This is a genomic window from Streptomyces sp. SCPE 10, from assembly GCF_051980735.1.
Taxonomy (GTDB): Bacteria; Actinomycetota; Actinomycetes; order Streptomycetales; family Streptomycetaceae; genus Streptomyces; species Streptomyces misionensis.
The window spans coordinates 3336290-3362542 of record NZ_CP197069.1 but is presented as its reverse complement, the minus strand read 5'-3'; the positions used below and the strand labels follow the sequence as shown (position 1 = coordinate 3362542).

The 26253-nt window shown below is 73.1% G+C and carries 23 protein-coding genes; 16 read left to right on the top strand and 7 right to left on the bottom strand.

Annotated elements, in window-relative coordinates; all coding sequences use genetic code 11:
* The first annotated feature begins 55 nt into the window (after window positions 1-55).
* The 4 genes from ACSP97_RS15645 to ACSP97_RS15630 all read left to right on the top strand — a co-directional run bounded on the left by ACSP97_RS15645 (window position 56) and on the right by ACSP97_RS15630 (window position 3703).
* The gene (locus ACSP97_RS15645; protein WP_358275320.1) at window positions 56-1612 is read left to right on the top strand and encodes a flavin-containing monooxygenase; all 1557 of its coding nucleotides are present in this window, start codon (window positions 56-58) and stop codon (window positions 1610-1612) included.
* Complete coding sequence (locus ACSP97_RS15640) at window positions 1609-2553, top strand: alpha/beta fold hydrolase (RefSeq protein ID WP_382072936.1); 945 nt, start codon at window positions 1609-1611, stop codon at window positions 2551-2553. The genes ACSP97_RS15645 and ACSP97_RS15640 overlap by 4 nt, the downstream gene beginning before the upstream one ends.
* Window positions 2550-3434, top strand: coding sequence for an SDR family oxidoreductase (locus ACSP97_RS15635; RefSeq protein WP_355321944.1), 885 nt, complete (start codon window positions 2550-2552; stop codon window positions 3432-3434). Before ACSP97_RS15640 ends, ACSP97_RS15635 begins: the two co-directional genes overlap by 4 nt.
* Window positions 3435-3526: 92 nt before the next feature.
* Entirely contained in the window at window positions 3527-3703 is a 177-nt protein-coding gene (locus ACSP97_RS15630; RefSeq protein WP_355147815.1) for a hypothetical protein, read from the top strand.
* Window positions 3704-3788: 85 nt separating this feature from the next.
* Here the strand turns inward: ACSP97_RS15630 and ACSP97_RS15625 are convergent, their stop codons facing one another.
* On the bottom strand, window positions 3789-7073 hold the full coding sequence (locus tag ACSP97_RS15625; protein WP_364723266.1) for a S41 family peptidase: 3285 nt from the start codon (window positions 7071-7073) through the stop codon (window positions 3789-3791).
* 182 nt (window positions 7074-7255) lie between these two features.
* Between ACSP97_RS15625 and ACSP97_RS15620 the strand changes: the two genes are divergently transcribed.
* The 5 genes from ACSP97_RS15620 (at window position 7256) to ACSP97_RS15600 (ending at window position 12212) form a co-directional block, all read left to right on the top strand.
* Window positions 7256-7849, top strand: a complete 594-nt coding sequence (locus ACSP97_RS15620) for a TetR/AcrR family transcriptional regulator (RefSeq protein WP_355147811.1) — start codon at window positions 7256-7258, stop codon at window positions 7847-7849.
* Between the two features lie 113 nt (window positions 7850-7962).
* Window positions 7963-10176, top strand: a complete 2214-nt coding sequence (locus ACSP97_RS15615; RefSeq protein ID WP_355321948.1) for an MMPL family transporter — start codon at window positions 7963-7965, stop codon at window positions 10174-10176.
* A 122-nt stretch (window positions 10177-10298) separates the two neighbouring features.
* Window positions 10299-10811, top strand: coding sequence for a YbaK/EbsC family protein (locus ACSP97_RS15610; protein ID WP_355321950.1), 513 nt, complete (start codon window positions 10299-10301; stop codon window positions 10809-10811).
* A gap of 118 nt (window positions 10812-10929) precedes the next feature.
* Window positions 10930-11823 carry an NAD(P)-dependent oxidoreductase gene (locus ACSP97_RS15605; RefSeq protein ID WP_440557970.1) on the top strand — a complete coding sequence of 298 codons (894 nt, stop codon included), beginning with the start codon at window positions 10930-10932 and terminating at the stop codon, window positions 11821-11823.
* 113 nt (window positions 11824-11936) lie between these two features.
* Window positions 11937-12212 (top strand): DUF1876 domain-containing protein, encoded by a 276-nt coding sequence (locus ACSP97_RS15600; RefSeq protein ID WP_355148183.1) that lies wholly within the window; start codon window positions 11937-11939, stop codon window positions 12210-12212.
* Window positions 12213-12252: 40 nt separating this feature from the next.
* Here the strand turns inward: ACSP97_RS15600 and ACSP97_RS15595 are convergent, their stop codons facing one another.
* From ACSP97_RS15595 to ACSP97_RS15580, 4 genes are all read right to left on the bottom strand, one after another.
* Window positions 12253-13431, bottom strand: a complete 1179-nt coding sequence (locus ACSP97_RS15595; protein ID WP_355523558.1) for a serine hydrolase domain-containing protein — start codon at window positions 13429-13431, stop codon at window positions 12253-12255.
* A 103-nt stretch (window positions 13432-13534) separates the two neighbouring features.
* Window positions 13535-14308 (bottom strand): energy-coupling factor ABC transporter ATP-binding protein, encoded by a 774-nt coding sequence (locus tag ACSP97_RS15590; RefSeq protein WP_355147801.1) that lies wholly within the window; start codon window positions 14306-14308, stop codon window positions 13535-13537.
* On the bottom strand, window positions 14296-15057 hold the full coding sequence (gene cbiQ, locus ACSP97_RS15585; protein WP_355147799.1) for a cobalt ECF transporter T component CbiQ: 762 nt from the start codon (window positions 15055-15057) through the stop codon (window positions 14296-14298). The genes ACSP97_RS15590 and cbiQ overlap by 13 nt, the downstream gene beginning before the upstream one ends.
* A 1-nt stretch (window position 15058) precedes the next feature.
* Entirely contained in the window at window positions 15059-16108 is a 1050-nt protein-coding gene (locus ACSP97_RS15580; RefSeq protein WP_355147797.1) for an energy-coupling factor ABC transporter permease, read from the bottom strand.
* A 170-nt stretch (window positions 16109-16278) separates the two neighbouring features.
* Here ACSP97_RS15580 and ACSP97_RS15575 point away from each other — a divergent pair, with 170 nt between their 5' ends.
* Window positions 16279-16617, top strand: coding sequence for an SsgA family sporulation/cell division regulator (locus ACSP97_RS15575; protein WP_355321956.1), 339 nt, complete (start codon window positions 16279-16281; stop codon window positions 16615-16617).
* Window positions 16618-16626: 9 nt separating this feature from the next.
* Here the strand turns inward: ACSP97_RS15575 and ACSP97_RS15570 are convergent, their stop codons facing one another.
* The gene (locus tag ACSP97_RS15570; protein ID WP_440557966.1) at window positions 16627-18291 is read right to left on the bottom strand and encodes a penicillin-binding transpeptidase domain-containing protein; all 1665 of its coding nucleotides are present in this window, start codon (window positions 18289-18291) and stop codon (window positions 16627-16629) included.
* Window positions 18292-18567: 276 nt separating this feature from the next.
* Window positions 18568-20316: a dolichyl-phosphate-mannose--protein mannosyltransferase gene (locus ACSP97_RS15565; RefSeq protein ID WP_355147792.1), complete on the bottom strand. Its 1749-nt coding sequence runs from the start codon at window positions 20314-20316 to the stop codon at window positions 18568-18570.
* A 105-nt stretch (window positions 20317-20421) separates the two neighbouring features.
* Between ACSP97_RS15565 and rsmI the strand changes: the two genes are divergently transcribed.
* From rsmI to ACSP97_RS15535, 6 genes are all read left to right on the top strand, one after another.
* Complete coding sequence (gene rsmI, locus ACSP97_RS15560; protein ID WP_355147790.1) at window positions 20422-21270, top strand: 16S rRNA (cytidine(1402)-2'-O)-methyltransferase; 849 nt, start codon at window positions 20422-20424, stop codon at window positions 21268-21270.
* A 261-nt stretch (window positions 21271-21531) separates the two neighbouring features.
* The gene (locus tag ACSP97_RS15555; protein ID WP_355147788.1) at window positions 21532-21960 is read left to right on the top strand and encodes a hypothetical protein; all 429 of its coding nucleotides are present in this window, start codon (window positions 21532-21534) and stop codon (window positions 21958-21960) included.
* 47 nt (window positions 21961-22007) lie between these two features.
* Entirely contained in the window at window positions 22008-22910 is a 903-nt protein-coding gene (locus tag ACSP97_RS15550; protein WP_355147786.1) for a TatD family hydrolase, read from the top strand.
* Window positions 22911-22951: 41 nt separating this feature from the next.
* Window positions 22952-24208, top strand: coding sequence for a ubiquitin-like domain-containing protein (locus ACSP97_RS15545; protein WP_440557964.1), 1257 nt, complete (start codon window positions 22952-22954; stop codon window positions 24206-24208).
* 129 nt (window positions 24209-24337) lie between these two features.
* The gene (rsmA, locus tag ACSP97_RS15540) at window positions 24338-25207 is read left to right on the top strand and encodes a 16S rRNA (adenine(1518)-N(6)/adenine(1519)-N(6))-dimethyltransferase RsmA (protein ID WP_070023731.1); all 870 of its coding nucleotides are present in this window, start codon (window positions 24338-24340) and stop codon (window positions 25205-25207) included.
* Window positions 25208-25240: 33 nt separating this feature from the next.
* Window positions 25241-26134, top strand: a complete 894-nt coding sequence (locus ACSP97_RS15535; RefSeq protein ID WP_355321968.1) for a 4-(cytidine 5'-diphospho)-2-C-methyl-D-erythritol kinase — start codon at window positions 25241-25243, stop codon at window positions 26132-26134.
* Window positions 26135-26253: the final 119 nt, after the last annotated feature.

Here is a 26253-nt window from a genome sequence, read left to right as displayed (position 1 = left end):
CCATCGTGCCAGTGTTCACTGGCAGCATTTCTAGGCGAGGCGTGGAGGCTTCGGGATGGCCGAGCACGAGCATGTGAGGGTGGCGGTGATCGGGTCCGGCTTCGGCGGGCTGGGCGCCGCGGTGCGGCTGCGCCGCGAGGGGATCACCGACTTCGTCGTCCTGGAACGGGCCGGCAGCGTCGGGGGCACCTGGCGGGACAACAGTTACCCGGGGTGCGCCTGTGACGTGCCCTCCCATCTGTACTCCTTCTCCTTCGCGCCCAACCCCGAGTGGCCCCGCACCTTCTCCGGGCAGGAGCACATCCGCGCCTACCTGGAGCACGTCACCGACGTCTTCGGGCTGCGCCGGCACCTCCGCTTCGACTCCGAGGTGAAGCTGCTGAGCTGGGACCGCGAGGAACTGCGCTGGCACATCGAGACCACGCGGGGGCCGCTGACCGCCGACGTGGTGGTCTCCGCCACCGGTCCGCTGTCCGACCCGAAGACGCCCGACATCCCGGGCCTGGACTCCTTCCCCGGCAAGGTGTTCCACTCCGCCCGCTGGGACCACGACTACGACCTGCGCGGCAAGCGCGTGGCCATGGTCGGCACCGGCGCCTCCGCCATCCAGATCGTGCCCGCCATCCAGTCCCAGGTGGGCAGGCTCACCCTCTTCCAGCGCACCCCGCCGTGGGTGATGCCCCGCGTGGACCGCGCCATCAGCCCGGCCGAGCGCTGGCTGCACCGCTCGCTGCCGCTGACCACCCGGCTGCGGCGCGGGCTGCTGTGGGGCATCCGGGAACTCCAGGTGCAGGCCTTCACCAAGCACCCCGACGAACTCGGCCTGGTCGAGCAGCTCGCCAAGCGGCATCTGGCCCGCGCCGTCAAGGACCCGGCGCTGCGCGCCAAGCTCACCCCGGACTACCGCATCGGCTGCAAGCGCATCCTGCTGTCCAACACCTACTACCCGGCGCTGACCAGGCCCAATGTGGACGTCGTCGACAGCGGTCTCAGCGAGGTCCGCGGCTCCACGGTGATCGCCGCCGACGGCACGGAGACCGAGGTCGACGCGATCATCTTCGGTACGGGCTTCCACGTCACGGACATGCCGATCGCCGAGCGGGTGGTCGGCGCGGAGGGCATCACGCTCGCCGAGTCCTGGAAGGACGGCATGAAGGCGCTGCGCGGCGCCACGGCCGCCGGCTTCCCGAACTTCATGACGGTCATCGGGCCCAACACCGGCCTCGGGAACTCCTCCATGATCCTGATGATCGAGTCCCAGCTGAACTACATGGCCGACTATCTGCGCCAGCTCGATGTGCTCGGCGGCCGCACCGCCCTGGACGCCCGGCCGGAGGCGGTCGCGGCCTGGAACCACAAGGTGCAGGAGCGGATGCGGCGCACCGTGTGGAACACCGGCGGCTGCACCAGCTGGTACCTCGACGCGAGCGGCCGCAACACCACCGTCTGGCCCGGCACGACCGGCGAGTTCCGGCGGGTGACCCGGCACGTGGACCTCGGCGAGTACGAGGTGGTCCGCCCCGCGGCGGCCCGGCAGACCCCCGGGGGCGCGAAGTCCGGCGAGTCCGCGGGGCCTTCGCGGAGCGGGCGGAGCAGCGAGGTCGTCGCGTGAGCCGGATCACCGCCGTCACCTCCGGCCCGTACGCCCCGCCCGCCCCCGCCCGTGAACTCGCCGTCCCCTCCACCGACGGTGCCCGGCTGCACGTCGAGGTGCACGGCCCCGAGGACGCGCCCCCGGTCGTCCTGCTGCACGGCTGGACCTGTTCGACCGCCTTCTGGGCGGCGCAGCTGCGGGACCTGGCGGCCGACCACCGGGTGATCGTGTACGACCAGCGGGGCCACGGGCGCAGTCCGCTGAGCCCGGTGTGCACCACCCGCGCGCTCGCCGACGACCTGGAGGCGGTGCTCGCCGCGACGCTCGCGGACGGCGAACGGGCGCTGGTCGTCGGGCACTCCATGGGCGGTATGACGATCATGGCGGCCGCCGAGCGCCCCCGGCTGCGCGCCCATGCCGCCGCCGTCCTGCTGTGCAGCACCGGCAGTTCCCGGCTGGTCGCCGAGGCACGGGTGCTGCCGCTGCGCGAGGGGCCGGTGCGCGCCTGGCTCAGCGGGCGCGTGCTCGGCTCGCGCGTCCCGCTCGGACCGGTCACCCCGCTCGCCAAGCGGATCCTGAAGTACGGCACCATGGGCGCCCGTTCGACGCCTGGGATGGTGGAGGCGTGCGCGCGGATCGTGCACGCCTGTCCGACGCCCGCGCGGCACGCCTGGTCCCAGGTGCTGGCCACGCTCGATCTCGACCACGGCATACGGGCGTTGAGCATGCCCACCGCGATCGTGCACGGCTCGGCCGACCGTCTGGTGCCCCCGGTGCACGCCCACTCCATGGCCGCCGGGCTGCCGAACTGCGTCGGTCTGACCGAACTGCCCGGCGTCGGCCACATGACCCCCGTCGAGGAGCCCGAACTGGTCACGGGCCGCATCCGGGAACTCGTCACCACGTATGTCACGGGGGCCGGCGAGCCCGCTTCCGTGCGGATCAAGGAGGGCGCATGAGCAGGGTGAGCTTGGAGGGACAGGTCGCGGTCGTCACCGGAGCGGCGCGTGGTGTCGGCGAGTTGCTGGCGCGCAAGCTCTCGGCGCGCGGCGCGAAGGTGGCCCTGGTCGGGCTGGAGGAGGAGGTCCTCAAGGAGGTCTCCGGCCGGCTGCACAGCGAGAGTGCCCACTGGTACGCCGACGTCACCGACCACGAGGCGATGAGCCGGGTGGCGCGGGAGGTGAAGGAGCGGTTCGGCAAGGTCGACATCGTGGTCGCCAACGCCGGTGTGGCGACGGGCGGTCCGTTCGTCGACTCCGATCCGGAGGCCTGGCGGCGGGTGATCGAGGTGAATCTGATCGGCTCGGCGGTGACCGCCCGCGCGTTCCTGCCGGTGCTGGTCGAAAGCCGCGGCTATCTCCTTCAGATCGCCTCGCTGGCGGCGATCACGCCGGCGCCGATGATGACGGCGTACTGCGCCTCCAAGTCCGGTGTGGAGGCGTACGCGCACAGTCTGCGGGCCGAGGTCGGCTACCTGGGCGTGCGGGTCGGTGTCGGCTATCTGTCGTGGACCGACACGGACATGGTGCGCGGCGCCGACCAGGACGACGTGATGCGGGAGTTGCGGCAGCGGCTGCCGTGGCCGTCCAACAAGACGTATCCGCTGGGTCCCGCGGTGGACCGGATCGTCGCGGGCATCGAGCGGCGTTCCTCGCACGTGTACGCGCAGTGGTGGCTGCGCGGGATGCAGGGTGTGCGCGGGTATCTCCCGGCGCTCATCGGGACGGTGGGGCAGCGGGAGATGAAGCGGTTCGCGCCCCGGCTGGAGGGGATGCGGTCCGGGCTGGTGGGTGCGGGAGGAGCGGCGGACGAGGCCGCGCGCGTCACGCACCGTCACTGATCCACATGCGGAGCGTGGTCGGCCGTGTGAATCTGGTCGTGGCCCCGCAAGGGGCCGACTCCCCACTCTCATCACCACAGGAGTGAACCCACATGGGTATCAAGGACCAGCAGGGCCAGGCCGGCCAGCACAAGGGCAAGGGCAAGATGGACCAGGCGCGCGAGCGGGCCGGCCAGCGCGGCCAGCAGCAGCCGCAGCCCAACCGTGGCCGCCAGGACATGGAGGACACGGAGATGCAGGACCGGCTCGACCACGACTACGACGCGTAGTCGGGGCGCTCGGCTCCGGCCGGGTGCGCGGGGTGCCCTTCCTCCGGGGGGCACCCCGCGTGCGTCGTCGGTTCCTTCGGGGCGCTCACGTCCTCCTCGGCGGGAGCTTCGGACGGCTGCGGTCGGGGACCTCGCTGTAGTCCGGGGGGACCGCCGGCGGGTTGGACTCCAGGAGTTCCAGGGCGAGTTGGACGGCGTCGTCGAGCTGGGCGTGCCGGCCCTCCGCCCAGTCCAGGGGGGTGCGCAGGATCTCCAGGTCGGGGGAGACGCCGTGGTTCTCCACGGACCAGCCGTAGGCGTCGAACCAGGCGGCGTTCATGGGGACGGTGATGACGGTGCCGTCGCCGAGGCGGTGGCGGCCGGTCATGCCGACCACGCCGCCCCAGGTGCGCTGGCCCACCACCGGGCCCAGCTTGAGGAGTTTGAACGCGGCCGTGATCATGTCGCCGTCGGAGGAGGTCGCCTCGTCGGCCAGCGCCACCACCGGGCCCCGGGGTGCGTTGGAGGTGTACGACACCGGCTGGGCGTTGCGGGTCAGGTCCCAGCCGAGGATGGTGCGGGACAGCTTCTCGATGACGAGTTCGCTGATGTGGCCGCCCGCGTTGCCGCGCACGTCCACGATCAGCGCGGGGCGGGAGACCTCCATGCGCAGATCGCGGTTGAACTGGGCCCAGCCCGAGCCGCCCATGTCGGGGATGTGCAGGTAGCCGCACTTGCCGCCGCTCAACTCGCGGACCACGGCCCGGCGTTTGGCGACCCAGTCCTGGTAGCGCAGCGGCCGGTCGTCGACCAGCGGGACGATGGCGACGCGGCGGGGCGGCCCGGTGCCCTCGGCGGGGGCGAACGTCAGCTCCACCGTGGTGCCGCCCGCGCCGGCCAGCAGCGGGAAGGGGCCGGTGACCGGGTCGACGGGGCGGCCGTCGACATGGGTGAGCACCGCGCCCTCGCGGATGCCGGTGCCGGCCAGCGGTGAGCGGGCCTTGGAGTCGGAGGAGTCGCCGGGCAGGATGCGGCGGATGGTCCAGCCGGCCTCGCGGGGCACGAGGTTGGCGCCGAGCAGGCCCTGCCAGCGCTGGTAGTGGGGCGGGCCCTCGTTGCGCCGGGAGGCGGTGACGTAGGCGTGGGAGGTGCCGAGTTCGCCCAGGACCTCGCGGAGCAGGTCGGCGAACTCGTCGGGGGAGGCGACCCGTTCGACCAGCGGGCGGTACTGGTCGAGCACCGCGTCCCAGTCGATGCCGCTCATGCCGGGGTCCCAGAAGTAGGCGCGGGTGAGCCGGCCGGCCTCGTCGTACGACTGGCGCCACTCGGCGGGCGGGTCCACCTCGTGCAGGATGCGGCGCAGGTCGATCCAGACGGTGGTGTCGCCGTCGCCGATCTCGGTGGAGGGCACCGCGCGCAGCTCGCCCTCGTCCACCACGACCAGCCGGGTGCCGTCGCCGCTCACCGCGAACCAGTCGAGGTGGCCGACGAGTTCGGACTTCTTCGCCTTGGTGATGTTGAAGTGCTCCAGTGTCGGGCGGCCGCTGATGTCGGCCGGGTTGACGAAGGTCTCGCCGAGCGCGCCGGAGATCGGCCAGCGCAGCCAGACCAGGCCGCCGCCCGCGACCGGGTGCAGCGAGGAGTACTTGGAGGCGATCACCGGGAACGGGGTGACCCGGCTGGCCAGGCCCTCGACCTCCACCATGACCGTGCCCGCCTCGCCGGTCCCCTCGTCCTCCAGCGGGTCGAGTCCGCCCGCCGCCGGCCGGCCCTCGGGGTTGAGGGCGAAGGGGGAGGGGGTCGCCGAGGACAGCGGCACCAGGTAGGGGCGGCTGCCGAGCGGGAAGGACAGGTCGCCGGTGTGCACGTCGTACACGGGGTCGAAGCCGCGCCAGGACAGGAAGGCCAGATAGCGGCCGTCGCGGGTGAAGACGGGGGTCTCGTCCTCGAAGCGGCCGTCGGTGACGTCCACGATCAGCCGGTCCTTGATCCGGGCCAGCTTGATCTGGCGCAGCGAGCGGCCGATGCCGGGGTGCGACCAGGTGAGCCAGGAGCCGTCGGGGGAGAAGGCGAGGTCGCGCACCGGTCCGTTGACGGAGCGGATCAGCTCGGTGACGGCGCCCTCCTCGGTCTCCGCGCCGACGCCGGTGCCGGGTGCCTCCGGCTCCCCGGCGCCCGCTTCCTCGGGCACGTCGATCAGCAGCAGGCGCCCGTCGTGGGAGGCGACGGCGAGGCGTTCGCCGGCCGGGTCGGACACCATCTCCAGGACCCGGCCGAGGGCGCCGGAGGCGAGCCGGCGCGGCGGGCGGTCGCCGGTGGCCCGGGGCAGCTGGGCGATCTCCACCGCGTCCGCGCCGCCCGCGTCGGTCACATAGGCCACCTGCCCCATGGAGCCGAGCATCTCCGGCAGCCGGACCCGGACCCCGGGGGTGTCGGCGATGGTGCGGGCCGGGCCGTCGCGGTGGGTGAGCCAGTACAGGCTGCCGCGCACCACGACCGCGCTGGCCCGGCCGGTCTCGTCCACCGAGATGCCGTCCACGTTCTGCGCGGCCGGCACCTGGTAGCGGCGGCGGCCCGCGGCGGGGCCGGCGAGGCGGATGTCGAGCCTGCGCGGGGTGCCGCCCGGGGAGAAGTCGTCCACCAGCCACAGGTCGCCGGCGCACTGGTAGACCACCCGGGTGCCGTCGCTCGCGGCGTGCCGGGCGTAGAAGGCGTCGTGGTCGGTGTGGCGGCGCAGGTCGGTGCCGTCGTAGGCGCAGGAGTAGAGGTTGCCGACGCCCTCGTGGTCGGAGAGGAAGGCGATCCGGCCGGCGACGTACATGGGGCTGGCCAGGTGGCCCCCGATGTCGGGCAGCAGCCGCCTGCCGTGCAGCCACAGCCGGCCCATGGCGCCGCCCCGGTAGCGCTTCCAGGAGGCCGGTTCGTGCGGCGGGGTGCCGGTGAGCAGCAGGGTCTTGCGTTCGCCCGCGAGGTCGGCGACCTGGATGTCGGTGACCGGGCCCCAGGGCAGCCGGCCGCCCGGGTCGCCTTCGGTGGTCACCTTGTAGGCCCAGGTGAAGTAGGAGAAGGGCTGCCCGTGGGAGGCCACCGCGAGGATGTCGCCGTCCGGGGTCCAGCCGCACACCTGGGTGTCGGTGCTGCCCCAGTACGTCAGCTGCCGGGTGGGGCCGCCGGTGACATCGACCAGATGGATCTCGGGGACCAGGCTGCGCCAGTTCGTGTAGGCGATGCGGCTCCCGTCCGGGCTGAAGCGGGGGTGGCCGGTCTTCGTGCGGTCGGCGGTGAGCCGCCAGGCGCGGCCCGGGGTGTCGAGGGGGGCCAGCCAGAGGTCGTCCTCGGCCACGAAGCAGAGCAGGTCGCCGCTGAGGTGGGGGAAGCGCAGATAGCTCACCCTCCCCATGCTTTTCCGCCCGCTGGAGGCGGGCAACTTATGTGCCCTTCTTATGCGTTCCTCACGTTCGTGACGGAGCCCACGTACGAAACCGTTTCGTTTCGCAGAACAGGGAGGGTATCTTCATCTCGTACGAAGATGTACGTACGAGAAGGAAGTTCCGGAGCGGAAGGGTGAGCGGCATGACCGAGTCCGTCGCGGCGGCACGGCGCAGCCGGATCACCCCCGAGCGCGAGGCCGAGCTGTACGAGGCCGTGCTCGATCTGCTCCGGGAGGTCGGCTACGACGCCCTCACCATGGACGCCGTCGCCGCCCGCACCCGGTCCAGCAAGGCCACGCTCTACCGCCAGTGGGGCGGCAAGGCCCAGCTGGTGGTCAAGGCGCTGCGGCACTCCAAGCGCGGCCACCCGGAGGACATCGACACCGGTTCCCTCCGCGGCGACCTGCACGCCCTCGTGGCGGTGGAGGACGACTGCACCATGGCGCAGAACTCCGCGCTGATGCGGGGCATCGCCATGGCGATCCACCACAACGAGGATCTGCGCGACGCCTTCAAGGAGCAGATCGTCGACGTGGAGATCGTCAGCGGCCGGCGGATGCTCCAGCGGGCCATCGACCGGGGCGAGGTCCGTCCGGACTGTCCGGCGATCGACTTCATGGTGCACATGATGGTCGGCGGCTTCGCCACCCGGACGCTGCTGGAGGACCAGCCGCCCACCCGGGCCTTCCTCACCTCGTACATCGACGCCGTGGTCCTCCCCGCCCTCGGCGCCTGACCCCCTTTGACGCCCCTCCCCGGCTAGCCCACCACCTGACGTCACCGCTCACGTCGTCGGGCTGATCGCCCCTGCCCTGATGAACCCCACGACCTGACCGGGAGTACGCCCCCGTGGCCACATTCCTGTACCGCATCGGCCGACTCGCCTTCCGGCGACGGCACTTCGTCGCCCTGATCTGGGTGGCGCTGCTCACCCTCGCCGGGGTGGGCGCCGCCTCCGCGCCGGCCGCCGGCAACAGTTCCTTCTCCATCCCCGGCACCGAGGCCCAGAAGGCCTTCGACCTGCTGGAACAGCGCTTCCCCGGGATGAGCGCCGACGGCGCCACCGCACGGGTCGTCTTCAAGGCGCCGGCCGGCGAGAAGATGACCGACAAGCCCAACAAGGCCGCCGTCGAGAAGACGGTGCGCGAGCTGGGGCACGGCTCGGAGGTCGCCTCCGTCGCCGACCCGTACACCGGGCACACCATCAGCCGGGACGGCTCCATCGCCTACACCTCGGTGAAGTACAAGGTCTCCGGCATGGAGCTGGAGGACTCCTCCCGGGACGCCCTGAAGGAGGCCGCGCAGGATGCGCGGGACGCCGGGCTGACCGTCGAGATCGGCGGTGACGCGCTCAACGCCATGCCCGAGACCGGCTCCGGCGAGGTGATCGGCATCGCCATCGCCGCCGTCGTCCTCGTCATCACCTTCGGCTCCCTGCTCGCGGCCGGGCTGCCGCTGCTGACCGCGATCATCGGCGTCGGCATCGGCGTCTCAGCGATCACCGCGCTCGCCTCCCCCCTCGACCTGGGCAGCACCACCTCCACCCTGGCGACGATGATCGGCCTCGCCGTCGGCATCGACTACGCCCTGTTCATCGTCTCCCGCTACCGCGCGGAACTCGCCGAGGGCCGCGAGCGCGAGGAGGCGGCGGGCCGCGCCGTCGGCACGGCCGGCTCCGCGGTGGTCTTCGCGGGTCTGACCGTCGTCATCGCCCTGGTCGGACTGTCCGTCGTCAACATCCCGATGCTGACGAAGATGGGCATCGCGGCGGCGGGCACGGTCGCCATCGCCGTACTGATCGCCCTCACCATGATCCCGGCGCTGCTCGGCTACGCGGGCCGCAGGGTCAAGCCGGCCGGCGAGAAGAGCAGGCTGCTCGGCGGCGGCCGGAAGCCGAAGAACCCGGGCCGCCCCAACATGGGCACCCGCTGGGCCGCCTTCGTGGTCCGCCGCCCGGTCGCGGTCCTCCTGCTCGGCGTGATCGGCCTCGGCGCGGCGGCGGTCCCGGCCGCCTCCCTGGAACTGGGCCTGCCCGACGACGGTTCCCAGCCCACCTCCACCACCCAGCGCCGCGCCTACGACCTCCTGTCCGAGGGCTTCGGCGCCGGCTTCAACGGCCCCCTGATGGTCGTGGTCGACGCCAAGGACAGCGGGCACCCGCGGACGGCCTTCACCGAGGTCTCCACGGAGATAAAGGGCCTCAAGGACGTCGTCGCGGTCACCCCGGCCACGCCCAACAAGGCCGGCGATACCGCGATCATCACGGTGGTCCCCAAGTCCAAGCCGTCCTCGAAGTCCACCGAGGACCTGGTGCACGCGATCCGCGACAAGGGCGAGGCAACGGCGGCGAAGTCGGACGCCGAGGTCCTGGTCACCGGCTCGACGGCGATGAACATCGACGTCTCCCAGCGCCTGAACGACGCGCTGCTGCCGTACCTCGCCCTGGTGGTCGGCCTCGCCTTCCTCCTGCTGATCGTGGTCTTCCGCTCGGTCCTCGTCCCGCTGAAGGCGGCCCTCGGCTTCCTGCTCAGCGTGCTCGCGGCGCTCGGCGCGGTCGTCGCGGTCTTCCAGTGGGGCTGGCTGTCCGGCCTGCTGAACGTCCAGCAGACCGGCCCGGTCATGTCGATGATGCCGATCTTCATGGTGGGCGTGGTCTTCGGCCTCGCGATGGACTACGAGGTCTTCCTCGTGACCCGGATGCGGGAGGCGTACGTCCACGGCGAGAAGCCCGGCCAGGCGGTGGTGACCGGCTTCCGGCACGGCGCCCGCGTGGTCACGGCCGCGGCCGTCATCATGATCGCCGTCTTCTCCGGCTTCATCGGCTCCAGCGAGTCCATGATCAAGATGATCGGCTTCGGCCTCGCCATCGCGGTCTTCTTCGACGCCTTCGTCGTCCGCATGGCGATCGTCCCGGCGGTGCTCGCCCTGCTCGGCAGGCACGCCTGGTGGCTGCCGAAGTGGCTCGACCGGATGCTGCCCAACGTGGACGTGGAGGGCGAGGGCCTGCGCACCCGGTCCACCGCGGAGGGCACGGAGGACGAGCGGGAGCTGGTACGCGCGTGACGTACCGCTGCTGACCGAAGCGGCCGGTGAGGGTGCCCGTGGGGACGGGGTGCGCACCCTCACCGGCTTTTCGCCATCCGGACGTCCCCGCACCGCCCGGCCGTCCTCGCTACCGTTCCCCCATGACGACTGCCGCCACGGACGCCGACGGATCGGGAGCGCACCCGCGTTTCGCGCAAGCACTGAGGGAACTGGGCCTGGAAGAGGTGCTCGGGCGGGCCCGGAGATTCCCCGAGGGGACCAGGACCGCCGTGGAGGCCGCCGCGGCGGTCGGCTGCGAGCTGAGCCAGATCTGCAAGTCGCTGGTGTTCGCGGCCGACGGGGTGCCGGTCCTGGTCCTGATGGACGGGGCCTCCCGCGTCGACGTGGAACGGGTGCGCGCGGAACTGGGCGTGCGGAAGGTCGGCCGGGCCGACGCGCAGGCGGTGCGGGAGGTCACCGGGTACGCCATCGGCGGCGTGCCGCCCTTCGGGCACCGCACCCGCACCCGGGTGCTCGCCGACCGATCGCTGCTCGCCCACGACGTGGTGTGGGCCGCGGCCGGAACGCCGTACGCGGTTTTCCCCATCGAGCCGAAGGAACTCGTCGCCCACGCCGGGGCCACACTGGTGGACGTGCGCGAGCAGCGGGCGTGACGCCGCATGCGACGGCGGTCGCCCCGTTCGCCGTCGTACGCGCCGGGTGAGGCCCGTCGCCGCACCGCTCGCCGCGGTGGGGCAGGCTGGAGACACACAGCGACTTCAGGGAGCGTCAATGAGCGACAAGCCGACCGTCGGCGTCCTGGGCACCGGCATCATGGGCGCGGCGATGGCCCGCAATCTGTGCCGCGCGGGGCTGGAGGTGCGGGCCTGGAACCGCACCCGGGACAAGGCCGAACCCCTCGCCGTCGACGGTGCCCGGGTCACGGACACCCCCGCCGAGGCCGTCGAGGGCGCCGACGTCGTCCTGACCATGCTGTACGACGGCAACACCGTGCTGGACGTGATGCGCGAGGCCGCCCCGGCGCTGCGCAGGGGCGCCGCCTGGGCGCAGTCCACCACCGCCGGGACCGAACTCGTCGCCGACCTGGCCGCCTTCGCCCGCGAGCACGGGCTGCTCTTCTACGACGCCCCCGTCCTCGGCACCAAGGAGCCCGCCGAGGCGGGGAAGCTCACCGTGCTGGCCGCCGGGCCCGAGGAGGGGCGCGCGGCGGTCGGGCCGGTGTTCGACGCGGTGGGCGCCAAGACCCTGTGGACCGGCGAGGACGGCGGCGCGGGCAGCGCCAGCCGGCTGAAACTGGTCGCCAACAGCTGGGTGCTCGCGGTCACCGCGGCCACCGGCGAGACGCTGGCGCTCGCCAAGGGCCTCGGTGTCGACCCGGCGCACTTCTTCGAGCTGATCGACGGCGGCCCGCTCGACATGGGATACCTGCGGGCCAAGGCCCGGGTGCTGCTCGACGGCGAGCTGACCCCGCCGTCGTTCGCGGTGACCACCGCGGAGAAGGACGCCCGGCTGATCGTGGCGGCGGGCCGGGGCAGCGGTGTGCGCCTGGACGTGGCCGAGGCCACCGCCGAACGGCTCGCCCGTGCCGCCGCCCAGGGGCACGCCGACGAGGACATGGCCGCGGCGTACTTCGCCAGCTTCGACGGCGAGGACCGAGCGGACTGAACCGGGCCGCCGAGATGACGTGACCCGTGGCCGGGAGGCACCCTGGAGACAGCCGGAACGAGTGTTTCCCGGAGGTGGCCGCCATGACCCAGACCATGCAGCAGACGCAGACCATGAGCCACACCGCCGTCGGGTGGCATGTCGAGCTGGAGTTCGAGGAGGACGGTCAGCACACGCGCGCGGCGGCCCTGGTGCGCTTGCCCGACGGCTCCGAGATCCGGGGACACGGGCACGCCAGCCGCCACCACATCGACAACGACCAGCCGAGGGTCGGCGAGGAGATCGCCGGGGCCCGGGCCCTCAACCAGATCGCCATGCAGCTGCTGGACAAGGCCCACGGCGAGATCGACGCGGATTCCGGGCGCACCTCGCACCCGATCCACGTGTGAGCCGATCCGTGGGCGAGTTCGGTCGGCTCCCGGGCGCCGGTCAGCTCGCGAGTGCCGTACGCAGCGCCCGCACCAGGGACTGCGCCCGCGGGTCCGCCGTCACGCTCGCGCGGAAGCCGCCCGTGACATAGCCGAAGGCGATGCCGGACTCCGGGTCGGCGAAGCCCAGGGAGCCGCCGCGGCCCGGGTGGCCGAAGGAGCCGGGGGACAGCAGCGGCGAGGCGCTGCCGTGCAGCATGTAGCCGAGGCCGAACCGGGTGTTCACCACGAGCACCCGGTCCGGTCCCGCCGACTGTTCGGCACGGGCCAGCTCCGTCGTGGCGGGGGTGAACAGGCGGCTGCCGCCGTCCACTTCGCCGATGAGCGAGGCGTAGACGCGGGCCAGGCCGTCGGCGGTGGCGATGCCGTTGGAGGCGGGCAGGGACGCGGCGCGGTAGGCGGGGTCGTTCTCGTCCGGCATCGGGGTGATCGCGGCGAAGGCGCGGCGGGTCAGCGACTCCGGGTCGGCGTAGGCCTCGGTCACGGCCCGCTTGGGCCGCAGCCTCAGCGCGCCCGACTCCTGCGGGGCCTCGATGTCCCCGACGCGGCCCGCCCGCCCCCGCTCCGCCTCGGGCAGCCCGAGCCAGACGTCCGCGCCGACGGGCCGGGCGATCTCGTCCGCGATCCACTCGCCGACCGGGCGCCCGGTGACGCGCCGCACCAGTTCCCCGGTGAGCCAGCTGTAGGTCTGGGCGTGGTAGCCGTGGTCGGTGCCCGGCTCCCACACCGGCGCCTGCGCGGCGACGGCCGCCGCGCCGAGGTCCGGGTCGGCGGCCTCGGCCGGGGTCAGCGGGCGGTCGAGCACCGGCACGCCCGCGCGGTGCGCGAGCAGGTGCCGTACCAGGGTGTGCTCCTTGCCCGCCGCCTTGAATTCGGGCCAGTACGCGCCGACCGGTGCGTCCAGGTCCAGTTCACCGCGCTGGTGCAGCAGCAGGAGCGCGGCGGCGGCGACGCCCTTGGTCGCCGAGCGCACGATCTGGGCGGTGTCGCGCTGCCAGGGCGCGGTGCCGTCGACGTCCTTGGTGCCCGCCCACAGGTCGACCACCCGGTGCCCGTCGCGGTACACGGCGACGGCGGCGCCGCGCTCCCCGAGCCGGGCGAAGTTCGCCGCGAAGGCCTCCCTGACCGGTTCGAAGCCCTCGGCCACCGTGCCGTGCACGTCCGTCTCGTCCGCCCCCATGGTCCGGGTCCCCTTCCACACTCGCCTGCGACAGTGGGTGCAACAGCGGGCGCGGGCCTGCGATTCCTTGGCGGGAGCCGGGTGTCCGTAATCGTTGTCTTTGTCACCCGCGGGTGGTCCGCGCCACCGAGCGCGGATCGAAGCCGAACGGCAGCTCCAGCCGGTGCGCCCGCATCAGCTCCTCGTCGGACAGCAGGTCCCCCGTCGGCCCGTCGGCCGCGATCACGCCGTCGCTGAGGATCAGCGAGCGCGGGCACAGCTCCAGGGCGTACGGCAGATCGTGCGTGACCATGAGGACGGTCACGTCCAGCGAGCGCAGGATGTCGGCCAGCTCGCGCCGGGAGGCGGGGTCGAGGTTGGAGGACGGCTCGTCCAGGACCAGGATCTCCGGCTCCATGGCGAGCACGGTGGCCACGGCGACGCGCCGCCGCTGCCCGAAGGAGAGGTGGTGCGGCGGCCGGTCGGCGAACTCGGCCATGCCGACCCGCTCCAGGGCGTGCCGTACGCGCTCCTCCAGCGCGGCGCCCCTGATCCCGGCGGCGGCCGGTCCGAACGCCACGTCCTCGCGCACCGTCGGCATGAACAACTGGTCGTCCGGGTCCTGGAAGACGATGCCGACCTTCTGCCGGACGGCGGCCATGTGCTGTTTGCCGACGGGCAGCCCGGCGACGGTCACCGAGCCGGTGCCGCCGCCGAGGATGCCGTTGAGATGCAGCACCAGGGTGGTCTTGCCGGCGCCGTTGGGGCCGAGCAGCGCGACCCGTTCGCCGCGCTCCAGGGTGAAGTCCACGCCGAACAGGGCCTGGTGGCCGTCGGGGTAGGCGAAGGCGAGGCCGGAGACCTCCAGCGAAGCGGTGGGCGTACTCACAGGATCCATCCCAACAGGCAGACGACGAGGGCCGAGCAGGGGAGCGCGAGGGCGAGGCGCCACTGCGCCGGGGACGCGACCGCCTCCTCGACGACCGGCATCGAACCGGTGTACCCGCGGCTCACCATGGCCAGGTGGACGCGCTCCCCGCGCTCGTAGGAGCGGATGAACAGCGCGCCGGCGGACTTGGCGAGCACGCCCCAGTGCCGCACGCCCCGCGCCTCGAAGCCGCGTGAGGCGCGGGCGATCCGCATCCGGCGCATCTCGTCGGTGATGACGTCGCCGTAGCGGATCATGAAGCCGGCGATCTGCACCAGCAGCGGCGGCAGCTTCAACCGCTCAAGGCCCAGCAGGAGCTGGCGCAGCTCGGTGGTGGCCGCGAGGAGGACGGAGGCGGCGACGCCGAGGGTGCCCTTGGCGAGCACGTTCCAGGCGCCCCACAGCCCGTTGACGCTCAGCGAGAGGCCGAGCACGTGCACCCGCTCGCCCTGAGCGACGAACGGCATCAGCACCGCGAACGCGACGAACGGCACCTCGATCAGCAGCCGCTTGAGCAGGAAGCCGGCGGGCACCCGGGCGAGCCGGGCCGCCGCCGCGAGCAGCACGGCGTACACCGCGAACGCCCACATCGCCTCGCGCGGGGTGGAGACCACGACCAGCACGAAGAGGAAGGCGGCGGCCAGCTTGGTGTGCGGCGGCAGGGCGTGCACGGGCGAGGTGCCGTGCCGGTAGAGCCGGTGCGCGTGTCCAGCGCCCATGTCACAGACCGGGGTTGGCGGGCGAGACGTCCGCGCCGCGGCGCCTGCGCACCGCCCAGAACACCGCGCTGCCCGCCACCACGGTGACGCCGACGCCGATCACGCCCGCGAGCCCGCCGGACAGGCGCGCGTCGGAGACGTCCTTGACGCCGTAGTCGGCGAGCGGGGAGTCGGCCGAGGCGTGCTCCTTCTCCTTGGTGTCGATGCCCTTGTCGTGCGCGACCTTCTCCAGGCCGTCCGGGTCGGCGGAGGCGTAGAAGCTGACGAAACCGGCGAGCACCAGGGAGGCGACCAGGCCGGTCAGCCACACCGCGCGCCGCGAGGTGCGCGCCGCCACGGGCACGGCGACGGGCTCGGGCGCGTCCACCAGCTCGCCGTCGACCCGCAGCCGGAGCCGCTGCCGTAGCCCGCGCGCCCCGTGCACCAGGTCCGGGCGCACGGCGATCACGGCGCCGACGGTGAGCGCGGTGATCACCGCCTCGCCGATGCCGATCAGCACATGGACGCCGATCATCGCGGTGGCGACCTTGCCGAGGGAGACGTCGGTGGTGCCGCCGATCGCGTAGATCAGGGTGAAGGCGACGGCGGCGGCCGGCACCGACACCAGCGCGGCGACGAAGGAGGCGACGGTCACCGAGCGCCGCTTGCGGGGCAGCACGGCGAGCAGACCGCGGAAGACGGCGTACGACACCACGGTGGTGACCAGCGCCATGTCCGTGATGTTCACGCCGAGCGCGGTCAGCCCGCCGTCCGCGAACAGCACGCCCTGCATCAGCAGCACCACCGACACGCACAGCACGCCGGTGTACGGGCCGACCAGGATGGCGGCGAGCGCCCCGCCCAGCAGATGGCCGCTGGTGCCGGCCGCGACGGGGAAGTTGAGCATCTGCACGGCGAAGATGAACGCCGCCACCAGCCCGGCCAGCGGGGCCGTTCTCTCCTCCCCGAGTTCGCGGCGGGCGCCGCGCAGGCTCACCGCGAGGGCGCCGGCGGCGACCACCCCGGTGACGGCGGAGGTGGGGGCGTCGATGAATCCGTCAGGTACATGCACCTTTCGATTTTAGAGGCTTGTTGCGAACCTTTTGCAAGTACCAGGACGTCGCCTGCCCATTCGGTGGGACGGCGCCGTCTCCGGGAGCGCCCTGGGGAAAATGTGCGACATTGGAGAGCAAGCGGATGCACAGCCTTCGCATAGGTCACTCAGTGTGAAAGGGCGTTCCGATGTCTGTGATCGAACAGTACGCACGCGCCCATGTCGTCACGGACGACGAGGACCCGGGGGCCGTCCCGGTACTGCTGCGGTACGACCCCGACCGTGACCCGCGTTCCGTGCGGATCGGCCTTCCGGGCACCCACGAGTGGACCTTCTCCCGCGCCCTGCTGGAGCGCGGGCTGCGGGCGCCGGCCGAGAGCGGCGCCGTCCGGGTGTGGCCCTGCGGCCGGGTCCAGGCGGTCGTGGAGTTCCACTCCGACGGCGGTGTCGACGTGCTCCAGTTCGACGCCAAGGCGCTGGTCAGATTTCTGCGCCGGACCTACACCGCCGAGCCCGTGCACAACTGAGCCATCCGGTCAGCCGCCCATGCGCAGCAGGTCCGCCACGATCGGACCGGCCGTGTCGCCGCCGTGGCCGCCGGCCTGCACCACGCCCGCGGCCGCCAGATCGCCCCGGTAGGCGGTGAACCAGCCGTTCGGCTGCTTCTGCCCGTCGACCTCGGCCGAGCCGGTCTTCGCGCCGTAGTCCGGGCCGAGACCCGCCATCGCCTTCGCGGCCGTGCCGTAGTCCGCCGTGAACTTCATGACCTCTTCGAGCTGGGACCGGGTCGTGGCGGACATGGTGCGCGAGGCCGTCGCCAGGGTGCGGTGGTCGACCTCGGGGGAGACCAGGTACGGCTGGTGGAAGCGGCCCGACTGCACGGTGGCCGCCACCGAGGCCATGTTCAGCGGGTTCATCCGCACCCCGCCCTGGCCGATCAGCGAGGCGCCCATCTGCGCGCCGCTCTGCACCGGGACCGAGCCGTCGAAGGAGGGCACCCCGATGGCCCAGTTGTCCATGCCGAGGCCGTAGACCTGCTGGGCCTCCTTGGTCAGGTCGCTGTCGGACAGCTTGGGCGCGAAGTCGATGAAGGCGTTGTTGCAGGAGGCGCCGAAGGAGTCCTTGAACGTTCCCTTCTTGATCTCGGAGCCGGCGTCGTTGTGGAACGTCCAGCCCGCGAGCTTGTACGTCTTGGGGCAGGGGTGCGAGGCGTCGGCGGTGACGAGCTTCTTCTCGAACAGCATGGTCGACGTCACGATCTTCATCGTGGAGCCGGGCGCGAGGGAGCCCTGGAAGCCGACGTTGAAGCCGTGCTCGCTGTTGGCGACCGCGAGGATCTCGCCGGTGGAGGGCCGCAGGGCGACCACGGAGGCGCGCGCCCGCTTGCCGACCTGGCGCTCGGCCTCCGCCTGGAGCGCCGGGTCCAGCGTGGTCTTCACCGTGCCCGGGGTGCCCTGGCTCAGCGTGACCAGCGTCTTGTCGGACAGCTTGGCCTTCTGCGACGCCTTGCCGCGCACCACGCGCAGTTCCACGCCCGCCGAGCCGCCCGCGATCTTGCCGTACTTCTCCCGCAGCCCGTCGAGCACGGTGCCCAGCGACGGGTACCTGGCGGCCGTCAGCTCGCCGCCGTCGCGGTCCAGGGTCTTCACGGGCGGGGTGCCCGCGTGCCCGGTGACGAGCGTGTCGCCGTCCCTCAGGTCCGGATGGACGACGGAGGCGTGCCAGCCGACCAGCGGCTTGCCGTCGCTCGTCCGCCGTACGACGGTGAGCGAACTGGCGTACGCGAGCGGCTTGTCCACGCCCTTGTACGACACCGTCGCCTTGACGGAGAACGGCACCTTGGCGCCCTCGGCCGGGCCCGGGGTGAGGGTGACGTCCTTGAGGTGGGCGTCCTTGGCGTAGCCGGTGAGCAGGGCGCCGGCCGCCGACGGGTCGTCGGTGGCGGCCGCCGCGTCGGCGACCTTGCCCTGCTGCCAGGAGTCCAGGAAACGGGTGGCGACGGTGTGCACCTCGGCCGCGCTCGGCGGGCCGGTCCTGATGTGCCGCTCGCCGGCCGTGGAGGTGGACGCGCCGGCCGCGGAACCGCCGTCGTACACCGCGTAGACGGTCAGCGCCGCGCCGCAGACGGCCAGGGCGACCACCCCGCCGACGACACCGCGACCGGCCGTACGCCGCTCGGCGACCCGTCTTCTCTTCCCCACAGCCTCTGTTCCTCCACGCTCGCCCAGGGTCCCCCGCGGCCCCTCGCCTCCCCAACGACGGCACTCACCCTAAAGTCCCGATCGCGGCGGGTGACGCCCCCGGTCGGTTCGTAGCACGGTTGCGACAATGGGACCGGCTCAGCCGGGCACGGAGCGGAACTCCTCGACGGGGGCGTACCTCAACAGCTGCTCGCCGGGCGCGAGTCCACCGCGTGCGGCCCGCTCACGGAGTGCGGACATGCCCATGATCATAGGGCCGCCGCGGCCACCCGGCCGCTACACCCACGTGTCCAGCCACATCCGCGCCCGCCACTGGTCGATCGGGATCGCCGTGCCGGTGTACAGGGGCCAGAAGTAGATGAAGTTCCAGGCGATCAGCAGGACCAGGACGCCGGCCGAGGTGGCGCCGACCACGCGGCGGGTGTCGCCGGAGCCCGGTGGGCCGATGATCGCGCCGATCAGCATCGCCACCGCCAGACACAGGAACGGCACGAAGACGATCGCGTAGAAGAAGAAGATCGTCCGCTCCTGGTAGAGGAACCAGGGCAGATAGCCGGCCGCGATGCCGCAGGCGATGGCGCCGGCCCGCCAGTCGCGGCGGAACGCCCAGCGCCACAGGATGTAGACGATCGCGATGCAGGCGGCCCACCACAGCAGCGGGGTGCCCAGCGCCAGGACCTCGCGGGCGCACTTCTGGCCCGCGTCGGCCGGGCAGCCGTCGGCGCCGGGGGAGGGGGACTCGTAGAAGTAGGACACCGGACGGCCCAGCACCAGCCAGCTCCACGGGTTGGACTGGTAGGTGTGCGGGGAGTCCAGGTGCAGGTGGAACTCGTACACCTCGTGCTCGTAGTGCCACAGGCTGCGCACCCAGTCCGGCAGGAAGGTCCAGCTGCCGCCCCGGCCGTCGGTGATCGCCCAGTTGCGGAAGTAGCCGCCGCTGCCGTCCGTGGGGGAGAGGATCCAGCCCAGCCAGGACAGCACGTAGACCGCGATGGCCACCGGGACCGTCGCCAGGAAGGTGATCCCGGTGTCGTACTTCAGGACCGCCCGGTACGGGTGGCGCGCCCCGGCCACCTTGCGGGCGCCGACGTCCCACAGCACCGCCAGCACACAGAACGCGACCATCACGTACAGGCCGTTCCACTTCGTGCCCGCGGCCAGGCCCAGCATCAGCCCGGCCGCCCAGCGCCAGGGCCGCCAGCCCAGCCGGAAGGTGTCGCCGACCCGCTCGTCCGGGCGGACCCGGCCGTCCGGATCGGCGGGCAGCGCGGCGGCCAGTCTGCCCCGTGTCCGGTCCCGGTCCAGCAGCAGGCAGCCGAACGCGGCCAGCACGAAGAACATCAGCACGCCGTCGAGCAGCGAGGTGCGGCTCATCACGAAGTGCAGCCCGTCCACCGCCATCAGCGCGCCCGCCAGGCAGCCGAGGAACGTCGAGCGGAACATCCGGCGCCCGATCCGGCACAGCATCAGCACGCTCAGCGTGCCGAGCAGCGCGGTCATGAACCGCCAGCCGAACGGGTCGAAGCCGAACATCAGCTCGCCCAGCCCGATCACGTACTTGCCGACCGGCGGGTGCACCACGTAGGCCGCGTCCGACGGGATCGCGAGATGGCCGTGCGTCTGGAGGACCAGGTCGTTGGCGTTCTTGTCCCAGTTGACCTCGAAGCCGCGGTGGACCAGCGCCCACGCGTCCTTGGCGTAGTACGTCTCGTCGAATATCACCGCCCGCGGGCTGCCCAGGTTCCAGAACCGCATCAGGCCCGCCACCAGCGTCACCAGCAGCGGCCCGCCCCAGCCCGACCAGCGGGTGATCCGCTCGGCCAGAAGGGGCGGCAGGCCGAGCGACCGCCACAGCCGGGGACTCGGCCGCGTGTACGGCGGCACCAGCCGGTCCCGTACGTCGCCCGCGGGCGCGCCCTTCGCCGGCGCGTACCCGAATCGGCGCAGCCGCTGCTGCCACGGCGGCCCGGTGTCGTGCGGCGCCTGGCCCTGCCGGAGATCCATGGAGGACGCGGTACTGGTCACCGCGCCATCGTAGGGAACCGGGCTGTGGGAGTCCCGTGCATGCGCGGCGCGGGCCGCGAAGCGGTCGTTTTCCTCCGGCTTCCGGACCCCTGCGAGGATGGGGGCGTGACTGGAACCCTTGTCCTCGCAGGAACCCCCATCGGCGACGTCGCGGACGCGCCGCCCCGGCTGGCCGAGGAGCTGTCCGGCGCGGACGTGGTCGCCGCCGAGGACACCCGGCGGCTGCGCCGGCTCACCCAGGCCCTCGGCGTCACGCCCCGGGGCCGGGTGGTGTCGTACTTCGAGGGCAACGAGTCCGCGCGCACCCCCGAGCTGGTCGAGGAGCTGCTCGGCGGGGCGCGGGTGCTGCTGGTCACGGACGCCGGCATGCCGTCGGTCTCCGACCCCGGGTACCGGCTGGTCGCCGCCGCGGTGGAGAAGGACATCCGGGTGACCGCGGTGCCCGGCCCCTCCGCCGTGCTCACCGCGCTCGCCCTGTCCGGTCTGCCCGTGGACCGGTTCTGCTTCGAGGGCTTCCTGCCGCGCAAGGCGGGCGAGCGGCTGTCCCGGCTGCGCGAGGTCGCGGCCGAGCGGCGCACGCTGGTCTACTTCGAGGCCCCGCACCGGCTCGACGACACCCTCGCCGCGATGGCGGAGGTCTTCGGCGCCGAGCGGCGGGCCGCGGTGTGCCGGGAGCTGACCAAGACGTACGAGGAGGTCCGCCGTGGCCCGCTGGCCGAGCTGGCGGGCTGGGCCGCGCAGGGAGTGCGCGGCGAGATCACGGTGGTGGTCGAGGGCGCTCCCGAGACCGGCCCCGAGGAGCTGGACGCGGAGGAACTGGTGCGCCGGGTGCGGGTGCGCGAGGAGGCCGGCGAACGCCGCAAAGAGGCGATCGCGGCGGTGGCGGTGGAGGCGGGACTGCCCAAGAGGGTCGTCTTCGACGCGGTCGTCGCAGCGAAGCGTTCCGCCGGTTGAGGGGCGCTTGATCCGGGAGCGACGCCAGGTAAAAAGTGCCCTCTGAGCAGGGGACTTCTCCGGTGAGCGAGCAGGCCACGGGGCGGTAAAGGGCTGTCGCCGAAGGCAAAGCGGAAAGGCTCGGACGGGGCCTTTTCGGCAAGGACGGATCAAATCGCCTCCAACACTCGACAGCCCTGCTGCATTCGCGTCGGCGAAGGCGTCCACTGGTCGAAGAGACCCCGCACAGGGGGGCTTGTCCAGCGGACAAGAGGAGCTGGCATGAGTGAGATCGCAGGGCAGACCGGCCTCCGCGGTACGGCCACAGCCGTCGTCCACGAGTCGTATTCCTTCGCCTGCATGAGGTGCGGGCACGGCTGGGAGCAGTCGTACGCGATAGAGCACCACACGGACGCCGACGGGCAGGAGTTCGTGATGTACGTGGCCGACGGCCGGATCGTGCCGTCGCCGCTGCGCCGGCCCAGCTGCCAGAACTGCGACGGCCACGTGGTGCGCATCATGCGCGCCGGGCAGGTCTCGTCGGTGCGCGGCGCGCAGGCGCACCACCACCACATCGCGCCGCAGGCCGGCCCCGTCGAGGTGCCGCCGGTGCCCGCCGCGGGCGAGCGGGCCGCCGGGCCGGCCCCGGCCGGGGACCACCACTGGCACCTGTCCGACCTGCTGCACCCCTTCCAGCGCAAGGCGGGCTGAGCCCGGGGCGGGGGTCCGGGGGCGGGCGCCTTCCGTAGGATCGGGGCATGCCTTCGAACGCCGGCCGCAGCTCATCGGGCGACAAGAACGCGGCACCGCCGCTGCCCGCACCCCTGGGGGTCCCCGTCGCCGACTCCCACACCCACCTCGACATGCAGTCCGGCACGGTGGCGCAGGCGCTGGCGAAGGCCGCCTCGGTCGGGGTGACCACGGTCGTCCAGGTCGGCTGTGACGTCGACGGCTCCCGGTGGGCCGCCGAGACCGCGCGGGCGCACGAGAACGTGCACGCCGCCGTCGCCCTGCACCCCAACGAGGCCCCGCGCATCGTGCACGGCGACCCCGACGGATGGTCCCGGCAGGGGGCCCGCGAGCCGGGCGGCTTCGGCGCGCTGGACGAGGCGCTCGCCGAGATCGACCGGCTCGCCGCGCTGCCCCACGTCAGGGGCGTCGGCGAGACCGGCCTCGACCACTTCCGCACCGGTCCCGAGGGCAAGGAGGCGCAGGAGCGGTCCTTCCGCGCCCACATCGAGATCGCCAAGCGGCACGGCAAGGCCCTCGTCATCCACGACCGCGAGGCCCACGCCGACGTACTGCGGGTCCTGAAGGAGGAGGGCGCCCCCGAGCGCACCGTCTTCCACTGCTACTCCGGTGACGCCGAGATGGCTGCGATCTGCGCCCGCGAGGGCTACTTCATGTCGTTCGCCGGCAACGTCACCTTCAAGAACGCCCAGAACCTGCGCGACGCCCTCGCCGTCGCCCCGCTGGAACTGGTCCTCGTGGAGACCGACGCGCCCTTCCTGACCCCGGCGCCGTACCGCGGACGGCCCAACGCGCCCTACCTCGTTCCGGTCACCGTGCGCGCGATGGCCGCGGTGCGCGGCATCGACGAAGACACGCTGGCGGCGGCCCTGAACGCGAACACCGCCCGCGCCTTCGACTACCCGGCGTAGCGCACCCTTCGCTACTTTGCGTAGTCGATCCGCTTTGGAGAGTGACCGGGGCTCCGCTAGGTTCTGCCCCCGATCCGGACCTTTCGGCCCCTCTGGAGCGTGTCGGCGTGAGCAGCAACCACCGGTCCAAGACCCGTGCGGCATACGGGCCGTCGCCCGCGCAGGGCGGCGGGCGCCGGCGCCGGGCACGGGCCGCCGAGCGCCCGGACTCCGTCGTACGACGGCTGCTGCCGCAGGCGCTGGTGGTGGCGTTCCTGGTCGGCGGCACCACCGCGTTCGTCGCCGAGGACCGGGCGATCCGGCTCACCGTCGACGGCCGGCCGCGGGTCCTGCACACCTTCGCCGACGACGTGCACGCGCTGCTCGCCGAGGAGGGCGTACGGGTGGGCGAGCACGACCTGGTGGCGCCCGCCCCGGACACCCCGCTGGCCGGTGGCGACGCGATCGCGGTGCGCCACGGCCGCCCCGTGCGGCTCACCCTGGACGGCAGGCGGTACGAGGTGTGGACGACGGCGCACACGGTGGACGGAGCGCTGCGGGAGCTGGGGGTGCGCGCCGAGGGCGCGTATCTGTCGGCCTCGCGCTCCCAGCGCATCGGCCGCGCCGGCCTCGCGCTCGACGTGCGCACGGAACGCCGGTTCACGGTCCTGGCGGACGGCCGGGCCCGCACCATCCGCACCAACGCGGCGACCGTCGAGGAGGCGGTCCGGGAGGCCGGGGTCATCCTGCGCGGCCAGGACGTGCTCTCCGTTCCCGCCGACAGCTTCCCGCGGGACGGGCAGACGGTGACCGTGCTGCGGGTGAGCGGCAGCCGTCAGGTGCGCGAGGAGCAGATCCCGTTCCGGGTCGAGCGCACCTACGACCCCACGCTGGCGCGGGGCACCGAGGTCGTCGCGCGTCCCGGGCGGCCCGGGCTGCGCCGGACCACCTACCTGCTGCGCACGGTCAACGGGGTGCGGCAGCGGCCCCGCCGGGAGGGGGCGGAGGTGGTGCGCCGGCCGCGCGAGCAGGTGGTGCGCGTCGGCACGAAGGCGCTGCCGCGCTCCCCCGAGGGGGCCGACGGGCTGAACTGGCACGGGCTCGCGATGTGCGAGTCGGGCGGCGATCCGCACGCGGTGGACGCCTCGGGCACGTACGGCGGGCTCTACCAGTTCGACACGCACACCTGGCACGCCCTCGGCGGCTCCGGCAGACCGCAGGACGCGCCGGAGTCGGAGCAGACCTACCGGGCGAAGAAGCTGTACCTGCGGCGGGGGGAGAGTCCCTGGCCGCACTGCGGGGAGAGGCTGCACGGCTGAGCGGGGGAGCCGTGCCGCGGCTGAGGGCGGCCGCACGAGCGGTCGTACGGCCGGGAGGGCCGCGGGGCGCCCCGGTCGGGCGGGGACGCCCTGGCGAGGCGGCCTCCGGCGGCCCCGTACCCTTGTCCCGTGAGCAGCCCCGCCCCCGACTCCCTCCTCGGCCCCGCCGACATCCGCGAACTCGCGGCAGCGCTCGGTGTCCGTCCCACCAAGCAGCGCGGCCAGAACTTCGTGATCGACGCCAACACGGTCCGCCGCATCGTGCGCACCGCCGAGGTCCGCCCCGACGACACCGTCGTGGAGGTCGGCCCGGGGCTCGGCTCGCTCACCCTCGCGCTGCTGGAGGCCGCCGACCGGGTCACCGCCGTCGAGATCGACGACGTGCTCGCCGCCGCCCTCCCCGCGACCGTCGCCGCCCGCATGCCCGCCCGCGCCGACCGCTTCGCGCTGGTCCACTCCGACGCGATGCACGTCACCGAGCTGCCGGGCCCCGCCCCGACCGCCCTGGTCGCGAACCTGCCCTACAACGTCGCCGTCCCCGTGCTGCTGCACATGCTCGACACCTTCCCGAGCATCGAGCGCACCCTGGTGATGGTGCAGTCCGAGGTCGCCGACCGCCTCGCCGCCGCCCCCGGCTCCAAGGTGTACGGCGTGCCGTCCGTGAAGGCCAACTGGTATGCCGAGGTCAAGCGGGCCGGCGCCATCGGCCGCAACGTCTTCTGGCCCGCGCCGAACGTCGACAGCGGGCTGGTCTCCCTGGTGCGGCGCACCGAGCCGATCCGGACCACGGCCACGAAGCGGCAGGTCTTCGCGGTGGTCGACGCCGCCTTCGCGCAGCGCCGCAAGACCCTGCGGGCCGCGCTCGCGGGCTGGGCCGGTTCCGCGGCCGCCGCCGAGGCCGCCCTGGTCGCCGCCGGTGTCTCCCCGCAGGCCCGCGGCGAGTCGCTGACGGTCGAGGAGTTCGCCCGCATCGCCGAGCACGCCCAGCAGGGCGCGTAGCGCCGGCACCCCGTACCGAGCCCGAGGAGCGCAGTGAGCGTCACGGTCCGTGTCCCCGCCAAGGTCAACGTCCAGCTCGCGGTGGGCGCGGCCCGCCCCGACGGGTTCCACGACCTCGCCAACGTCTTCCTGGCCGTCGGCCTGTACGACGAGGTCACCGTCACCCCGGCCGACGAGCTGCGCGTCAGCTGCGCGGGCCCGGACGCCGCGCAGGTGCCGCTGGACCGCACCAACCTCGCCGCCCGCGCGGCCCTCGCGCTCGCCGCGCGCCGGGGCGTCGAGCCGAACGTGCATGTGCACATCGCCAAGGACATCCCGGTCGCCGGCGGCATGGCGGGCGGCAGCGCGGACGGCGCGGGCGCCCTGCTCGCGTGCGACGCGCTGTGGGGCACCGGGGCCTCGCGCGCCGAACTGCTCGACATCTGCGCGGAGTTGGGCAGCGATGTGCCGTTCAGTCTGGTCGGCGGGGCCGCGCTCGGCATCGGGCGCGGGGAGCGGCTGACCGCCCTGGAGGTGGGCGGCACCTTCCACTGGGTGTTCGCGATGGCCGAGCGGGGGCTGTCCACGCCGGCCGTCTTCCGGGAGTTCGACCGGCTGGCCGAGGGCCGGGAGGTCCCCGAGCCGGTGGCCTCGCAGGACCTGCTGGACGCGCTGGCGAAGGGCGACGCCGACGCGCTGGCGGCGGCCGTCACCAACGACCTCCAGCCCGCCGCTCTCTCCCTCTTCCCGGAGCTGGCCGACACCCTGGCCGCGGGCCGCGCCGCGGGTTCCCTCGCCGCCCTGGTCTCCGGCTCCGGCCCGACGACGGCGTTCCTCACCCGGGACGCCGAGGCCGCGGAGCGGGTCGCGACGGCCCTGCGGGACTCCGGCACCTGCCGCACGGTACGGACGGCGGCGGGACCGGTGCCGGGGGCGACGGTCCTGTAGGTGCCGGCGGTCGGCGCCCTCCGCGGCGGGCGCCCGCTCCCGATCGGATCATCACAAAGCGTGACCATCCCCTCGCGCGTCACCATGCACCCCGGAGGGCCTACGCTAGAAGGCTGACC

Coding starts and splice junctions, on each gene's coding strand:
- ACSP97_RS15645 (WP_358275320.1), top strand. CDS start 56: ATGGCCGAGCACGAGCATGTGAGGGTGGCGGTGATCGGGTCCGGCTTC.
- ACSP97_RS15635 (WP_355321944.1), top strand. CDS start 2,550: ATGAGCAGGGTGAGCTTGGAGGGACAGGTCGCGGTCGTCACCGGAGCG.
- ACSP97_RS15630 (WP_355147815.1), top strand. CDS start 3,527: ATGGGTATCAAGGACCAGCAGGGCCAGGCCGGCCAGCACAAGGGCAAG.
- ACSP97_RS15620 (WP_355147811.1), top strand. CDS start 7,256: ATGACCGAGTCCGTCGCGGCGGCACGGCGCAGCCGGATCACCCCCGAG.
- ACSP97_RS15610 (WP_355321950.1), top strand. CDS start 10,299: ATGACGACTGCCGCCACGGACGCCGACGGATCGGGAGCGCACCCGCGT.
- ACSP97_RS15605 (WP_440557970.1), top strand. CDS start 10,930: ATGAGCGACAAGCCGACCGTCGGCGTCCTGGGCACCGGCATCATGGGC.
- ACSP97_RS15600 (WP_355148183.1), top strand. CDS start 11,937: ATGAGCCACACCGCCGTCGGGTGGCATGTCGAGCTGGAGTTCGAGGAG.
- ACSP97_RS15595 (WP_355523558.1), bottom strand. CDS start 13,431: ATGGGGGCGGACGAGACGGACGTGCACGGCACGGTGGCCGAGGGCTTC.
- ACSP97_RS15590 (WP_355147801.1), bottom strand. CDS start 14,308: ATGGATCCTGTGAGTACGCCCACCGCTTCGCTGGAGGTCTCCGGCCTC.
- cbiQ (WP_355147799.1), bottom strand. CDS start 15,057: ATGGGCGCTGGACACGCGCACCGGCTCTACCGGCACGGCACCTCGCCC.
- ACSP97_RS15575 (WP_355321956.1), top strand. CDS start 16,279: ATGTCTGTGATCGAACAGTACGCACGCGCCCATGTCGTCACGGACGAC.
- ACSP97_RS15555 (WP_355147788.1), top strand. CDS start 21,532: ATGAGTGAGATCGCAGGGCAGACCGGCCTCCGCGGTACGGCCACAGCC.
- ACSP97_RS15550 (WP_355147786.1), top strand. CDS start 22,008: ATGCCTTCGAACGCCGGCCGCAGCTCATCGGGCGACAAGAACGCGGCA.